The organism is Pararhizobium capsulatum DSM 1112 (assembly GCF_030814475.1).
Lineage (GTDB): Bacteria > Pseudomonadota > Alphaproteobacteria > Rhizobiales > Rhizobiaceae > Pararhizobium > Pararhizobium capsulatum.
Genome location: NZ_JAUSVF010000001.1, coordinates 2,932,660 through 2,947,708, shown reverse-complemented (window position 1 = coordinate 2,947,708; position 15,049 = coordinate 2,932,660). Strand labels below are relative to the sequence as shown.

The 15,049-nt window shown below is 61.6% G+C and carries 12 protein-coding genes; 9 read left to right on the top strand and 3 right to left on the bottom strand.

Going from position 1 to position 15,049, the window contains the following annotated elements:
• Positions 1-21: 21 nt before the first annotated feature.
• Together QO002_RS14350 and QO002_RS14345 are read right to left on the bottom strand one after the other, a co-directional pair.
• A complete protein-coding gene (locus QO002_RS14350; RefSeq protein WP_307230788.1) occupies positions 22-942 on the bottom strand; it encodes a proline iminopeptidase-family hydrolase in 921 nt (306 codons plus the stop codon).
• Between the two features lie 59 nt (positions 943-1,001).
• On the bottom strand, positions 1,002-1,775 hold the full coding sequence (locus QO002_RS14345; protein ID WP_307230786.1) for a helix-turn-helix transcriptional regulator: 774 nt from the start codon (positions 1,773-1,775) through the stop codon (positions 1,002-1,004).
• Positions 1,776-2,087: 312 nt separating this feature from the next.
• Between QO002_RS14345 and QO002_RS14340 the strand changes: the two genes are divergently transcribed.
• The 4 genes from QO002_RS14340 to QO002_RS14325 are packed head-to-tail and all read left to right on the top strand — an operon-like array spanning position 2,088 to position 7,113.
• The gene (locus QO002_RS14340) at positions 2,088-3,026 is read left to right on the top strand and encodes an ABC transporter permease (protein ID WP_307233400.1); all 939 of its coding nucleotides are present in this window, start codon (positions 2,088-2,090) and stop codon (positions 3,024-3,026) included.
• Positions 3,023-3,874, top strand: coding sequence for an ABC transporter permease (locus QO002_RS14335; protein ID WP_307230784.1), 852 nt, complete (start codon positions 3,023-3,025; stop codon positions 3,872-3,874). Before QO002_RS14340 ends, QO002_RS14335 begins: the two co-directional genes overlap by 4 nt.
• Positions 3,871-5,571, top strand: coding sequence for a dipeptide ABC transporter ATP-binding protein (locus tag QO002_RS14330; protein WP_307230782.1), 1,701 nt, complete (start codon positions 3,871-3,873; stop codon positions 5,569-5,571). Before QO002_RS14335 ends, QO002_RS14330 begins: the two co-directional genes overlap by 4 nt.
• Positions 5,572-5,598: 27 nt before the next feature.
• On the top strand, positions 5,599-7,113 hold the full coding sequence (locus tag QO002_RS14325; protein ID WP_307230780.1) for an ABC transporter substrate-binding protein: 1,515 nt from the start codon (positions 5,599-5,601) through the stop codon (positions 7,111-7,113).
• Between the two features lie 104 nt (positions 7,114-7,217).
• Here the strand turns inward: QO002_RS14325 and QO002_RS14320 are convergent, their stop codons facing one another.
• Positions 7,218-8,777, bottom strand: a complete 1,560-nt coding sequence (locus QO002_RS14320) for a D-aminopeptidase (RefSeq protein WP_307230778.1) — start codon at positions 8,775-8,777, stop codon at positions 7,218-7,220.
• Positions 8,778-9,032: 255 nt separating this feature from the next.
• Between QO002_RS14320 and QO002_RS14315 the strand changes: the two genes are divergently transcribed.
• From QO002_RS14315 to QO002_RS14295, 5 genes are read left to right on the top strand one after another with little or no spacing between them, the layout of a single operon-like run.
• The gene (locus tag QO002_RS14315; RefSeq protein ID WP_307230776.1) at positions 9,033-10,178 is read left to right on the top strand and encodes an isovaleryl-CoA dehydrogenase; all 1,146 of its coding nucleotides are present in this window, start codon (positions 9,033-9,035) and stop codon (positions 10,176-10,178) included.
• Complete coding sequence (locus QO002_RS14310) at positions 10,175-11,785, top strand: carboxyl transferase domain-containing protein (RefSeq protein ID WP_307230774.1); 1,611 nt, start codon at positions 10,175-10,177, stop codon at positions 11,783-11,785. The genes QO002_RS14315 and QO002_RS14310 overlap by 4 nt, the downstream gene beginning before the upstream one ends.
• A 7-nt stretch (positions 11,786-11,792) precedes the next feature.
• The gene (locus QO002_RS14305) at positions 11,793-13,658 is read left to right on the top strand and encodes an ATP-binding protein (protein ID WP_307230772.1); all 1,866 of its coding nucleotides are present in this window, start codon (positions 11,793-11,795) and stop codon (positions 13,656-13,658) included.
• A complete protein-coding gene (locus QO002_RS14300) occupies positions 13,658-14,110 on the top strand; it encodes a MaoC family dehydratase (protein WP_307230769.1) in 453 nt (150 codons plus the stop codon). Before QO002_RS14305 ends, QO002_RS14300 begins: the two co-directional genes overlap by 1 nt.
• A complete protein-coding gene (locus tag QO002_RS14295) occupies positions 14,107-14,958 on the top strand; it encodes an HpcH/HpaI aldolase/citrate lyase family protein (RefSeq protein ID WP_307230767.1) in 852 nt (283 codons plus the stop codon). Before QO002_RS14300 ends, QO002_RS14295 begins: the two co-directional genes overlap by 4 nt.
• The last annotated feature ends 91 nt before the right edge of the window (positions 14,959-15,049 follow it).

Below are 15,049 nucleotides of genomic sequence, written 5' to 3'. Positions count from 1 at the left end.
TTCACGCCGGCATGCACCGGATCAGGAGTCGTATGCCTTCAGGAAGTCGGACACCGTCTTCAGGCAGGCGTCCTTTTCCTCCACATGGGGCATGTGGCTTGACTGTTCGAAGATCACCCAGCGAATACCCGTCACGTTCTCCACATAAGGACGCACGACTTCCGGGGTCGCTTCGTCATATCGGCCGGAGATCAGAAGGGTCGGGGCGTTGATGTTCGGAAGGCGCCCCTCCACAGTCCAATCCTGCAAAGTGCCGATGACATGGAACTCCGTTGGTCCGTTCATGTGGCGATAGACGGTGTTGTCCTCGTCCATCGCTGCAAACGTGCGGGCGACTTCGGGCGGCCAGGGTACGACGCGGCAGACGTGGCGATGGTAGAACACGCGCGAGGCGGCGATGTAATCCGGATGGGTGAGGGTGCCTGCTTGCTCGTGGCTGAGGAGCGTATCCTGCACTTCCTGGGGAAGATCGAGCCGCAGGCGGTTTGCCTCTCTAACCCATGTCCGCATATTGGCTGGCGAGTTGGCGATGACGAAGGCTTTAAGGCCGGCGGGGCGACGCACGGCATGTTCCGAACCCAGCATCCCGCCCCATGACTGGCCGAGATAGGCGTAACGGTCCTTGATACCCAGATGGGAAAGCAGTGTGTCCAGCTCTTCGAGGAAGAGTTCGATCGTCCAGAAATCCGGCCCCTTGTCCGGCAGGCGGGTCGATTTTCCGTTGCCCAACTGGTCATAGTGGATGACGGCACGGCCATCCAGGTCGGCGATCTCCTTGAAGGAATCGACATAGTCATGGGTGCAGCCCGGGCCTCCATGGGCAACGACCAGTGGCAGGCGAGGTGACTCGAGTGAACCGGTTATCCGGTACCAGGTCCGGTATTCACCAAATGGCACATAGCCTTCGATCGATCCTGCCGCAGCCACTTGGCTCTCCTTCATTCCATCCATGAAGGGCGGAACCATAAAGCGGGCAGTTCAGCTGCGGCAGCTATCAGAAGTTATAGGATGCGGTCGAGCAGGCGATAATGGGTTGCGAGAACAACGGCCTGGGTGCGGTTCTTCGCCCCAAGCTTGCGGGCGGCGGCATTCAGATGCATTACCACCGTGGGAACGGAGCGATCGATCGCCCGCGAGATTTCCTTGGCAGACAGGCCTTGCGCGGAATATCGCAGGCATTCCCGCTCGCGCTCGGTCAAATGCAGCGAGCTGGCGGACCGGGTCTCCCGGTCGAAGAGTTCAAACGCGCTTTCGTGGAAAATGTGCGCGACGAGGCCGAACTCGGCGATGGTGCGCGCGACGTCCGAGGGCGCCGTTGCCGACTTGCGCCAGGGGCGGATACCGGTGACGGTCGCGTAGTCGCCGCGCGGCGTGTGGACCGGTATGGTGACGCCGCTTGCCATGTCCCGAGCCCGAAGATAGCGCGCCACCGGTTCGGTCTCCTCGGTCATGAAGCGGCGGATCATCGTGTCGGCATTGGCGTCGTAATTCCAGAAGAAAGGCGCCGATGTCCGCGCCGCGAGACGCTGTACCGGGTCGATGCGAAAATAGCCGCGGTCAAACCAGTATTCCGGCATGTCGCTGTCGATGTTGCGGAGCTTCAGAAGCGAGGGAACCATCAACTCGCCGTCCAGATCGAAGGGGACGGGGGTATAGTCGTAGACCAGCGCCTCAAAACCCAGCTGCTGCATGGTATCGAAAACCTGATCGATCCTGCCATCGAGCGTTTCGGCGGCGGAAAAGCGCTCCCTGATGCTTTCTATCGCGTCAAGCATGTTCGCTCCGGAAAATTTCCCTCAACGCTGATCCTATCACTTCTTATAGCTGGCGTAGACCCGGCATTCCGCTAAAAATTAGCCATGCTCAAATGTTAATCATTCTTGCGGGGAATGCTAACCGACGCTGGGCTTTGCCGCCATGGGATTCTTAGGAAAAAAATGCATAGTCTCTGCAAAACAATGCATTGGTCACCGGTGGGCATTTTGCCTAGCCATGTCGGCACGACATTTGCGTTTTGCCGTCCGTCTGGCAGTTCAGACATAGAGAAGAGGTCGCAGGTCCGCATCCCATGAATGTTTTCTGTCGCCATGCACCGCTATAAATTCGTCCTCTTCAGGCCTTTGCAGTTCCTGCCGGTCCTTTTTGGCATCAGCATCATTACCTTCATTCTCGTGCGTCTCATTCCCGGCGATCCGGCGCGCGTCCTGCTCGGCACCCGTGCCACCCCGACGGCCATTGCCAAGATCCGGGCGCAATACGGTCTCGACGAACCACTCTGGGCCCAGTATCTCTATTTCCTGCGCAATCTCGGCCAGGGCGAGATGGGCAAATCCATCCTCTACAAGATCGACGTGCTGAAGCTGATCGTCACGCGCATCGAGCCGACGCTGATGCTCGTTCTGTGCAGTGTGGTCCTGTCGATCCTGATTGCCGTGCCGATGGCGGCGTTGGCGGCGAGAAACCAGGGACGTCTGCCTGATCACATCGTGCGGATCGTCTCCACCTTCGGTATCGGATTTCCGCCTTTCTGGCTGGGTCTGATGCTCATCATCTTCTTCAGTGTCGAACTCGGCCTTGTGCCGGTTTCCGGCTACGGCAACAGCCTGCCAGACAAGGCGGTGCACCTTATCCTGCCGAGCCTGACGGTGGCGCTATCGCTCTCGACCGTGCTGACGCGCAGCCTGCGGGCTGCCATGGTACAGGCGCTAAAATCCGATGTCGCGACGGCCGCGCGGGCACGCGGCATGCCGGAAAATATCGTGTTCTGGCGCCATGTGTTGCCCAATTCTCTCGTGCCGACCATCAACCTCCTGGCGGTCAATATCGGTTGGCTGATCGGCGGTACGGTGGTCGTCGAAAGCGTTTTTGCCCTGCCTGGAATGGGCCAGCTTCTGGTGCGCGGCATCCTTTCGCGCGATTACATGGTCGTGCAGGGGGTGGCCATGATGTTCGCCTGCGCCACGGTTCTCGTCAATTTCATCGCCGACATTGCCACCGTGGCCGTCGATCCGAGGATCAAGCTATGACGGCCGGCATCTTGCCCGCGGGGGCCTTTGCCTGGAAACGCCTGTTCGGTGCGCGTCCGACACTGGTTGCGGGCTGCGCATTGCTCCTGTTCTTTCTTCTGATGGCGGTGCTTTCGCCGGTGCTTGCACCCTACGATCCCATTTTTCAGAATGCCGACATGCGACTTGCCCCGCCAAGCCTTGCACATCCGTTCGGCACCGACAATTTCGGCCGCGACATGCTTTCGCGGGTCATGTGGGGAACCCGCATCGACCTGCAGATCGCCGTGATCGGTGTGCTCTTTCCCTTCCTGATCGGCACGTTCATCGGCACGATCGCCGGCTTTTTCGGGGGCGTGGTGGATGCGATCTTCATGCGGATCATCGACATAATCCTTGCCTTTCCCTTCCTTGTTCTGATGCTGTCGATCATCGCCATTCTGGGGCCGGGCCTCAGCAGTTTCTATATCGCCATGGCGATCGTTGGCTGGGTTTCCTATGCCCGGCTCATCAGGGCGCAGATCCTTGTTCTGAAGAACAGCGATTATGCGATGGCGGCTGTCAGCCTGGGGTTCAGCCGCACCCGCATCATGTTCCGTCACCTCCTGCCCAATGCGGTCGCGGGCTCCCTGGTGTTCGTCATGTCCGACGCAGTTCTGGTGCTGCTCAGCGGGGCGTCCATCAGCTATCTCGGGCTTGGCGTTCAGCCGCCGCTCGCCGAATGGGGCGTCATGGTCGCGGAGGGGCAGTCGTTCCTGACCACGGCCTGGTGGGTCACGGTATTTCCGGGCTTTGCGATCGTGCTTCTTGCCTTTGGCTTCAGCCTTCTTGGCGACGCTCTTGGCGATCTTCTCGGAGTTCACGAATGAGCGACGCCATCCTCTCCGTTCGTGATCTGACAGTGAAGGTCCGCATCGGCGATGACAGCCGGACGCTCATCGATGGCGTTTCTCTGGATCTCGCCAGGGGGGAGGTGTTGGGTCTTGTCGGAGAAAGCGGCTCGGGAAAGAGCCTTCTCTGCCGGTCGCTGGTAAGACTGCTTCCGTCCTCGACCCTGACGATCGAGGGTGGCGATATCCTTTTGGAAGGCCGCAATCTCGTTACGGCAGACGAGGCCGAGATGCTGGAGGTGCGGGGCGGTGAGATCGGCATGATCTTCCAGAATCCGACCAGTCACCTCGATCCCGTGATGTGTGTCGGCGACCAGATCGTCGAGGGCATTCGCTACCACCAGGGCCTGGGCCACAAGGCGGCGCGCGCGACGGCGATCGAAATTCTCGGTCAGGTCGGGTTCCCGGATCCGGCACGGCAATATGCGCGCTATCCGCATGAGTTTTCGGGCGGCATGCGCCAACGCGCGATGATTGCCGTGGCCTTGTCCTGCAATCCCAAGATACTGATTGCCGACGAGCCGACGACGGCGCTCGACGTGACGATCCAGGCGCAGATATTGCGCCTGCTGATGGACCTGCGTGACAGCCGCGGTCTGTCCATCATTCTCATCACCCACGATCTCGGCGTCGTTGCCCAGACCTGCGACCGCATCGCCGTGATGCGCGCCGGCAAGCTCGTGGAGCAGGGCCTGAAACGGACCTTGCTCGCCGCGCCGCAGCACCCTTACACCGTGCAGCTGATCGGCAGTCATCCGTCCTTGCCGGCCGACACCACATCACTCATGCCGACGGAAGAGATCGATGATGAACGGCCAAGGCAGCCCTTGCTCGAAATCGACGACCTGCATGTGCGCTTTCCGGTCGGTGGCGGGCTTTTTTCGGGACGGGCAAGGACAATCAGCGCGGTAAAGGGCGTCAGCCTGCAGGTCATGCGGGGCGAAACCGTGGGCATCGTCGGCGAAAGCGGTTCCGGCAAGAGCACGCTTGCCCGCGCCATGCTCGGCCTCACTCCGATTTCCGCTGGCCATGTCACCTTCGACGGCACCGCGCTCACCCTGCAGCGCAAGACCGCGCTTTACCGCCTGCGGCACGAGGCGGCGATGGTCTTCCAGGATCCGTACAATGCCCTCAACCCACGGCTCACGATCGGCGAGATGCTGGGGGAGGTGCTGCGGGTGCAGGGTAAGGTTGCCACTGCCGACATCCCATTGCGCATCAACGAACTGCTGGATCTTGTTGGTCTCGAACGGGAATTCGCCCGTCGGAAGCCGCGGAGCATGAGTGGTGGCCAGTGCCAGCGCGCAGGTATCGCACGGGCGCTTGCGGTCGATCCGAAGCTGATCATCGCGGATGAATGCGTGGCGGCGCTTGACGTGACCATCCAGGCGCAGATCGTGGCGCTGTTTCGCGAGTTGACGGCGCGCATGAACCTGACCCTGCTGTTTATTGCCCATGACCTGGCGATCGTGCGCAATCTCTGCGAACGGGTCGTTGTCATGTATCGTGGCGAGATCGTCGAGGAAGGGCCGTGCGAGGCGGTCTTCAACCGGCCGCAGCATCCCTACACCGCGGCCCTGATCAGCGCCATTCCCGATATCGATCCCGAAAAACCGCTGTTGTCGGGCATTGCCGCACAGAGGATGGACGCGGGGATCGTCAGGCAGGCATCGTAAGTTCAACAACGAAAAGAGGGAACAACTATGATGAACAAATGGATGAAGATCGGCATGGTCACGGCGATGACCAGCCTTTCCTTCGGCGCGGGGCTTGCGGAGGCCGCCGGCGTTCTGACCATCGGCCGGCGCGTGGATTCCTCCACCTTCGACCCGATCAAGACGACGCAGAACATCGACTTCTGGGTGTTTTCCAACGTCTACGACGTGCTGATCCGCGTCGACAAGACCGGCACCAAGCTGGAGCCGGGTCTGGCTGAGAGCTGGAGCGTCGCCGACGACGGCGTGACCTACACGTTCAAGATCCGCGATGCCAAGTTCTCCGACGGCTCGCCGATCACGGCGACGGATGCTGCCTACAGCCTGCTGCGCATCCGCGATAACGAGGGCTCGCTCTGGAGCGATGGCTACAAGGTCATCGACACTGCGGAAGCGACGGACGATCATACGCTCGTGATCAAGCTGAAGACGCCTTCGGCACCGTTCCTCTCGACGCTCGCCATGCCGGGTGCTTCGATCATTTCCAAGGCTGGCATGGAATCGATGGGCGAGGAGGCTTACGCCGAGGCTCCGATCGCTTCTGGCGCCTTCAGCGTCAAGGAATGGCGCCGCGGCGACCGCGTCATCCTTGAGAAGAACCCGAACTTCTGGGAGGCCGATCGCGTCAAGCTCGACGGTGTCGAATGGATCGCCATTCCTGACGACAACACGCTGGTGCTCAACGTACAGGCCGGCGAGCTGGATGCCATCATCATGGCGCCGTTCTCGCGTGTGGCGGAGCTGAAGAAGGACGAGAACCTGATCGTGCATCTCGATCCCTCGACCCGCGAAGATCATCTCCTGATCAACCACGAACACGGCCCGCTCGCCAAGAAGGAAGTGCGCGAGGCGCTGGACATGGCGATCGACAAGCAGGCAATCGTCGACACCGTCACTTTCGGTCTCGGTCAGGTCGCCAATTCCTATATTCCGAAGGGCGCGCTTTATCACTACGACGACAACCTGCAGCGCCCCTATGACCCTGAAAAGGCAAAGCAGATGCTGGCCGACGCCGGTGCGTCGGATCTGACGCTGAACTACATCGTCAATGCGGGCAACGAAGTGGACGAACAGATCGCCGTTCTCCTGCAGCAGCAGCTTGCCAAGGCGGGAATTACCGCCAATCTGCAGAAGGTCGACCCGAGCCAGAGCTGGGACATGAGCGTCGCCGGTGATTACGACATCACTGTCAACTACTGGACCAACGACATTCTCGATCCGGACCAGAAAACGACCTTTGTTCTCGGTCACGACAGCAACCTGAACTATTTCACCCGCTACAAGAACGACAAGGTGAAGGACCTCGTGGCGGCTGCCCGCGTGGAGATGGATCCGGCCAAGCGCGAAGCGATGTATGTCGAAATCCAGAAGCTGGCCAAGGCCGATGCCCACTGGATCGATCTGTACTATAGCCCCTACATCAATGTCTCGCGCAAGAACATCGAGCACTTCGATCAGAACCCGCTCGGGCGCTTCTTCCTGGAAGATACCGTCAAGAATTGAGTTGGACTGGGCCGCGCGAAAGCGGCCCACAACGGAAAGACGGCCGCATCGAAAGACGCGGCCGTTTGTCGTTCGCCTGTCATGAAGGCGTCAACGAATCGTATTCAAACCGCCTTGCGGTAATCGACATGGCGGGCGAGCCAGCAACCGATCGTCAGGCCCTTGACCTGATCCTTGTCGTCACGATGGATCCGGATCGTCCAGTCTCCGGGAGCGGGCGCATCCATGGAACGCCGGCAGGCCAGCACCCAGACGTCTTCCCCGACGGCATAGATGGGGTGCATGGCGCCCTTGCCGAGAAAACCGTCAAAGCTGCCGCAGAAGGCGTTTCCGGCTGCGACGATATCGAGCGAAGCGCCAAGTTCGTCGCTGACGAAATGCCCGGCAATATCCTCCCGCACCGCACCGGTTATGCGAACCGCAACAGTCTTCAGGTTTTCACCCGCGCGCTCCATGCGGATCGCATCGCTATCACGGGCAAGCGTCATGGAGGAGGAACGGGCAATACCATCCTCACCGAGCGTGAGCGTTTCCGGTCCGCCGGCAAAGCTTGCCTCGATCTTTTCGGGCCCTGCCGTGACCTGCACCACGAGCCCGCTTGCGGGATCGAGATAGCTGCCGCTCCAGCCAGCATCGGTTGTTGAGCCCTTCGGTTGCTCGTCAGACTGCCCAAGTGCCGCCTTCATCACCGAAAGTGCCGCGGCGTGGGCATCGGCATCATGGTTGAACATCACGACGACAGACACTCTCTCTGACGCCGAATGCAGTCTACGGGCGCGGAAACCGCGGAGCGCGCCGCCATGACCGGTTACATCGATGCCGCCGACATCCTCGCGAGCGATGCCATATCCGTAGCGGGACGGCGTTCCATCGGAGAAAGGCTGCGGCGTCGAGATGCGGTTGTAGATGCCGTTGGCCTCGTCCCGGGTGCTGTCGATGAAGATCTCCCAGGCAAGCATATCATCCAGCGTCGCGGCAATGCCGGCATCGCCGCTCCAGAAAATGCGATTGGCGGCGGGAAAGAAACCGACCGTATCGCTGCCCTCGTAGCCGATGACGCCATTGAGCGGCGCGCTGGTATCGGCCGCGAGCACGGCTGTCTTCATGCCGGCAGGCCCAAACAACTTCTCGCGATAGAGTTCGGCGAGCGGGCGACCCGATTCCGTTTCGATCAGGTCCAGCAGGATACGGAAATTGCCGTTGGAATAGGAATAGTGGCTGCCCGGCGCGAAGTGCGTGTGGGTCATCCGCGCCAGCAGGGGCAGGGCATCCTCACGGCGGAAGACGCCATCGGCGGCCGCGCCGTGCAGCACCGTCATCGCCCAGTAGTCGCGCAGGCCCGATTGGTTGTTGCAGAGATCCGCGACTGTCGGGCGCCTGTCTTTCAGGTTGGGCAGAAACTCGGCAAGCCTGTGGTCGAGCTTTGCCGGGTCGCCGACAAGATCAAGCAGGATGGCGCAGGTGAACTGTTTGCTGATCGAGCAAATCGGCATCAATGTCCCGGCGTCCATCGGCCTCCGGTTTTCAAGATCGGCATAGCCCCAGGCCTGTTTCAGGATGACCTTGCCATCCTTGACCACTCCAACGACGCCTCCAGGCCCCTTGTAGCGGTTTGGCAGGGAACGGACGGCATTTTCGAGCGATGCGAGATCAAGTTCGGACATGAGACCATCTTCGGCTATGGGTTGCGGAGTGACTGCGGCGACGAGCCCGAGATGAAGGCCCGGCAGCTTTTTCTAAAGGCGCTTGAGGGGCCATACAACACATCAAAAGTACTAGCTGTGCGAGGATGAAGCCGGTGGCGACCTGGGTCTGTTTCAACAGAAATGGGCGGGAGCCCGATGGACTTCGATGCGATCCTTCATATCTAATGACTGATACCCGTTGCGTTGGGAGAGCGTTTCGGGGGGAGGAGACATATGTTTGATTTTTCACTCGGCGAGACGGCAGATGCCATTCGCGAGACAACGGCGCGGTTTGCCGCCGACAGGATCGCGCCGATTGCGGCTGATATCGACAGAAACAACAATTTTCCGCGCGAGCTCTGGCCCGAGATGGGCGCGCTCGGGCTACACGGGATCACGGTGGAGGAGGAGTTCGGGGGGATCGGTCTCGGTTATCTCGAACATGTCGTGGCGATGGAGGAAGTGTCCCGCGCCTCGGCATCCGTGGGCCTGAGCTACGGTGCCCACTCCAATCTCTGCATCAACCAGATCCGCCGTTGGGCGACCCGCGAGCAGAAGAGCCGCACTCTGCCGAAGCTGATTTCCGGCGAGCATGTAGGGTCGCTGGCGATGTCCGAGGCGGGCGCGGGTTCCGATGTCGTGTCGATGCAGTTGAAGGCGGAGAAGAGGGGGGATCGCTACGTGCTGAACGGCACGAAATTCTGGATCACCAATGCGCCCCATGCCGATGTGCTCGTGGTCTACGCCAAGACTGACCCGGCCGCCGGGCCGAAGGGTATTTCGGCCTTCCTCATTGAGCGGGGCATGGCCGGTTTCAGTGTTTCTCCCAAGCTCGATAAATTCGGCATGCGGGGCAGCGATACGGCGGAACTGGTGTTCAGCGATTGCGAGGTGCCCGAAGAGGCGCTGATCGGCCGTGAAGGCGATGGGGTGAAGATATTGATGTCCGGTCTCGACTATGAGCGGGCGGTGCTGGCCGGCGGGCCGCTCGGCATCATGCAGGCCTGCCTGGATGTCGTGCTGCCCTATGTGCGGGAGAGAAAACAGTTCGGCAAGCCGATCGGCGAGTTCCAGCTGATGCAGGCCAAGGTCGCGGACATGTATGTGGCGCTGAATTCGGCGCGGGCTTACGTCTATTCCGTGGCGCGAGCCTGCGATGCCGGACGCGCCACCCGTTCGGATGCTGCAGCCGCCATCCTGCTTGCCAGTGAAAATGTCGTGAAAGTGTCGCTGGAGGCGATCCAGGCACTGGGCGGCGCGGGCTACACACGCGAATGGCCGGTGGAGCGGTATCTGCGGGATGCCAAGCTCTACGATATCGGCGCGGGCACCAATGAAATCCGTCGTTACCTGATCGGCCGGGAGCTTGTCGGTTCATGACCATTCTCTCCACCGCTGTCGATCGCGACAGCGATCTCTTCCGCTCGAACCGGGACATCAATTCAGGTCTTGTCGACGAGCTTCGCCGGCAGGCCGAGCTTCAGCGGCAGGGCGGTCCGGCGCGTGCCCGCGAGCGCCATACGTCCAAGGGCAAGCTTTTGGCGCGCGACCGCATTTCGACGCTGCTCGATGCGGGCAGCCCGTTTCTGGAGCTTGGAACGTTGGCGGCAAACGGCATGTATGACCGCGACGCGCCGGGGGCGGGGATCGTCACCGGCATCGGCCGGGTCAGCGGACGCGAGGTGATGATCGTCGCCAATGACGCGACCGTCAAAGGAGGCGCCTATTTTCCGATGACGGTGAAGAAGCACCTGCGGGCGCAGGAAGTGGCGCTGGAAAACCGGCTGCCCTGCATCTACCTCGTCGACAGTGGCGGGGCCAACCTGCCGCATCAGGCGGAAGTCTTTCCCGACCGCGATCATTTCGGCGCGATCTTCTACAATCAGGCGCAGATGTCGGCCGAGGGCATCGCCCAGATCGCCTGCGTGATGGGAAGCTGCACGGCTGGCGGCGCCTATGTGCCGGCGATGTCGGATGAGACTGTGATCGTGCGCAATCAGGGTACGATCTTTCTCGCCGGCCCGCCGCTCGTAAAGGCGGCGACGGGAGAGGTGATTTCGGCGGAGGAGCTTGGCGGTGCCGAGACCCACGGCCGGCGTTCGGGCGTGGTCGATCATGTCGCCGAGAATGACACCCATGCGCTGATGATCGTGCGCGATATCGTCTCCCGGCTGAACCGGCTGAAGACTGTCGATATCGAGCTTGCGGAACCCCGTGCGCCAAAACTCGATCCGGCCGATCTCTACGGTATCATCCCGCAGGATGTGCGCATTCCCTACGATGTGCGCGAGGTCATCGGGCGGATCGTCGATGGTTCCGAATTGCATGAGTTCAAGCAGCTTTACGGCACGACGCTGGTCTGCGGCTTTGCCCGCATCTGGGGCATGCCGGTGGCGGTCATTGCCAACAATGGCGTGCTGTTCTCCGAAAGCGCGCTGAAGGGGGCGCATTTCATCGAGCTTGCCTGCCAGCGGCGCACACCGCTGCTGTTCCTGCAGAATATCTCCGGCTTCATGGTCGGCGGAAAATACGAGGCGGGCGGCATCGCCAAGGACGGGGCGAAGCTCGTCGCCGCCGTTGCGACCGCGAGCGTGCCGAAGGTGACCGTGCTGATCGGCGGCAGTTTCGGGGCCGGCAATTACGGCATGGCCGGACGGGCCTATCGGCCGCGCTTCCTGTTTACCTGGCCCAACAGCCGCATCAGCGTCATGGGCGGTGAGCAGGCGGCATCGGTGCTGGCCACCATCCGGCGCGACGGCATGGAAGCGCGGGGTGAAGACTGGCCGGTGCAGGCGGAGGATGAATTCCGAAGTACCGTCAGGGAGGGCTATGAGCGGGAAGGCAGCCCCTATTATGCGACGGCGCGGCTCTGGGACGATGGCATTATCGACCCGATGCAGACGCGCGATGTCCTGGGCCTTGCCTTTTCCGCGGTGCTGAATGCGCCGATCCCGCAATCGCCACGCTTCGGCGTCTTCAGGATGTGAGGAAGCCATGTTCGAAAGCCTGCTGATTGCCAATCGCGGCGAAATCGCCCGCCGCATCATCCGCACCGCAAACGGTCTCGGCATCCGCACCATCGCCGTCTATTCGGAGGCCGATGCCGGATTGCCTCATGTGCGGGAAGCAAGCGAGGCAGTGGAAATCGGCCCGGCGCCGGCGCGTGAAAGTTATCTCTCGATTCCGCGCCTTTTGGACGCGGCTGCAAAGACCGGCGCTGCGGCTGTTCATCCCGGCTACGGTTTCCTCTCGGAAAATGCCGAATTTGCTGAGGCTGTACAGGCCGCCGGCATGGCCTGGGTCGGCGCGCCGCCTTCGGCCATCCGTGCCATGGGGCTCAAGGATGCGGCGAAGGCCCTGATGCAGCAGGCCGGGGTTCCCGTGACTCCGGGTTATATGGGGGAGGATCAGTCCGAAGCGCGGCTCGCCCGCGAGGCGAATGCGATCGGCTATCCCGTTCTCATCAAGGCCGTTGCCGGCGGTGGCGGCAAGGGCATGCGGCGGGTGGATGACGCTGCGGATTTTGCAGCAGCGCTTGCCTCCTGCCGGCGCGAGGCGGCCTCTTCCTTTGGCGATGAGCGCGTGCTGATCGAAAAATACATTCTCAACCCGCGCCATATCGAGGTGCAGGTCTTCGCCGACAGCCTTGGCAATGCCGTGCATTTGTTCGAGCGCGATTGCTCGGTGCAGCGCCGCCACCAGAAGATCATCGAGGAAGCGCCGGCGCCGGGCATGGATGTGGCTACGCGGCAGGCGATCTGCGAAGCGGCAGTGAAGGCGGCGCGGACGGTGGATTATATCGGGGCGGGCACAATCGAGTTCATCGCGGATGCATCCGAAGGGCTGCGTGCCGATCGCATCTGGTTCATGGAGATGAACACGCGCCTACAGGTCGAGCATCCGGTGACCGAGGCGATCACCGGGGATGATCTGGTTCTGTGGCAGCTGAAGGCGGCTGCGGGCGAACCCTTGCCGAAAACGCAAGAGCAGATCGTCATGCGCGGCTGGGCGGTTGAGGCGCGACTCTATGCTGAAAATCCGCAGACCGGCTATTTGCCCTCGACGGGCGTGCTGCAGCATCTGAGGCTGCCGACGGGTGCGCGCGTCGATAGCGGCGTGGAAGCGGGAAACGAGATCACCAGCTTCTACGATCCGATGATCGCCAAGATCATCGCGCATGGTCGGGACCGCAACGCGGCGCTGGACCGGCTGACACGGGCCTGCGGCGACATCGAGATCTGGCCGGTGAAATCCAATGCCAACCTGCTTTGCCGGATTGCCGGGGACACCGATTTTCGCGCCGGTGCCGTCGATACCGGTTTCCTCGATCGCAAGGGCGGGGAGCTTGTTGCCGAGGAACCGGAGCAGGCGGTGATCGACGCCGCGGCGACGAGCCTTTCGCGGCGCAGTTCGCCGGACCCGTGGGCGGCGTTGACGGGGTTTCGGATTGCCACTGAGCCGGATTTGCGGGTGAATGTGGTGGTGGGCGCGAAGCCATATTTGGGGCATATCAATCCTACCAGCGCTGCAAGGGCGGTCGCGATTGGAGAGGAGACCGTGCTGTTCGACAAGGGCGCTGCCTGGCTGATCGGTCTTCCAAGTGCAAGCCGGGTGGAGACCGCCGATGGTGGCGGGGATGGCGCGGTTCTCTCGCCGATGCCAGGACTTGTGACCGTTGTAGAAACGTCGGAAGGCGCAAGAGTGAGGAAGGGAGACCTTCTGATGACGATCGAGGCGATGAAAATGGAGCATAGCCTGAGGGCGCCGTTCGACGGTACGGTGCAGGGTCTGCGCGCCAGCGTCGGCATTAGTGTCAGCGAAAGCCAGCTGATGGCGACCGTCGTGAAGGATGAGGCGTGATGGCTGGACGTTTCTTCGATGAATGGGCTGTCGGCGACCGGATCACCCACGATATCCGCCGCACGGTGACGGAGACCGACAACCTGCTGATCACCACGCTCACTCACAATCCGCAGCCGCTGCATCTGGATGCGGACTATGCCGCCGGCACCGAATTCGGCTGCATCGTCGTCAACGGCACGTTCACCTTTGCGCTGACGGTGGGCTTGTCTGTGGGCGATACGACGCTCGGCGTGCTCGTCGCCAATCTCGGCTATGACAAGGTGGTGATGCCGAAGCCGGTCTTTGTCGGCGATACGCTGAGGGTGGAGACGGAGGTGACGGCGCTTCGGCCCTCAGGATCGCGGCCGGATGCAGGCATCGTCACCTTCGAACACACGACGCTGAACCAGCGGGGCGAGACCGTCTGCAAGATGCTGCGCACTGCGCTTCTGCAAAGGCGACCGGCATGAGGCTGCGCTCGTTGCTCTTCGTCCCCGGCGATCGACCCGAACGGTTCGAGAAGGCAATGGCTTCGGGCGCAGATGCGATCATTCTCGATCTGGAGGATTCCGTCGTATCTGCCGCGAAGGGCAGGGCGCGGGAGTTTATCGCGGAGTTCCTTTCGCGACGCACCCCCAATTGCGCCATCTTCGTCCGCGTCAATCCTTTGGACACCGACGATCTGGAAAAGGACCTCTCCATTTTCGGTTCTGGCCTTCCCGATGCTCTGGTCTTGCCGAAGGCGGAAGGGGCAGCCTTCGTCCGGGCGCTCTCCGTCCGCGTCAGTGAGCAGGCTGGCGTCAGCATTCCCATCCTGCCGATCGCGACGGAGACTCCGGCTGCGATTTTCCAGCTCGGCAGCTATGCGCAGGTCGGCTCCGAAATCTGCGGCTTGACCTGGGGTGCGGAAGACCTGCCGGCGGCCATCGGTGCGACTGCGGCGCGGGAGGCGGATGGCGGCTACACCGAGCCCTATCGCATGGTGCGCTCGCTGGCGCTCTTTGCTGCCCATGCTGCAGGCGTTCCAGCGATCGAGACCGTTTACCCCGATATCCGCGATATCGCTGGCCTGGTAGCCTATGCACGGCGCGGGCGGCGCGATGGTTTCACCGGTATGCTGGCGGTCCATCCGGCGCAGGTGGAGGTCATCAACCGTGCCTTTACGCCGAGCGCGGAGGAAATTTTACGTGCCGAGCGCATCATCGGGGCCTTTGCGGCAAATCCGGAGGCGGGGACGATCCAAGTCGATGGACGCATGCTGGATCGTCCGCATCTGAAGCTTGCCATGGCGATCGTACAATCGTCTACCGATAGCTGATGTTCACAGATACGGCATCGACGGCTTGGCCACGTTGCAAGTTTATGGCTCCAAACCTACATATGGCTCGACCGAAAAGGATCATGTTCTC

Coding starts and splice junctions, on each gene's coding strand:
- QO002_RS14340 (WP_307233400.1), top strand. CDS start 2,088: ATGCACCGCTATAAATTCGTCCTCTTCAGGCCTTTGCAGTTCCTGCCG.
- QO002_RS14325 (WP_307230780.1), top strand. CDS start 5,599: ATGATGAACAAATGGATGAAGATCGGCATGGTCACGGCGATGACCAGC.
- QO002_RS14335 (WP_307230784.1), top strand. CDS start 3,023: ATGACGGCCGGCATCTTGCCCGCGGGGGCCTTTGCCTGGAAACGCCTG.
- QO002_RS14300 (WP_307230769.1), top strand. CDS start 13,658: ATGGCTGGACGTTTCTTCGATGAATGGGCTGTCGGCGACCGGATCACC.
- QO002_RS14295 (WP_307230767.1), top strand. CDS start 14,107: ATGAGGCTGCGCTCGTTGCTCTTCGTCCCCGGCGATCGACCCGAACGG.
- QO002_RS14320 (WP_307230778.1), bottom strand. CDS start 8,777: ATGTCCGAACTTGATCTCGCATCGCTCGAAAATGCCGTCCGTTCCCTG.
- QO002_RS14310 (WP_307230774.1), top strand. CDS start 10,175: ATGACCATTCTCTCCACCGCTGTCGATCGCGACAGCGATCTCTTCCGC.
- QO002_RS14330 (WP_307230782.1), top strand. CDS start 3,871: ATGAGCGACGCCATCCTCTCCGTTCGTGATCTGACAGTGAAGGTCCGC.
- QO002_RS14345 (WP_307230786.1), bottom strand. CDS start 1,775: ATGCTTGACGCGATAGAAAGCATCAGGGAGCGCTTTTCCGCCGCCGAA.
- QO002_RS14315 (WP_307230776.1), top strand. CDS start 9,033: ATGTTTGATTTTTCACTCGGCGAGACGGCAGATGCCATTCGCGAGACA.
- QO002_RS14350 (WP_307230788.1), bottom strand. CDS start 942: ATGAAGGAGAGCCAAGTGGCTGCGGCAGGATCGATCGAAGGCTATGTG.
- QO002_RS14305 (WP_307230772.1), top strand. CDS start 11,793: ATGTTCGAAAGCCTGCTGATTGCCAATCGCGGCGAAATCGCCCGCCGC.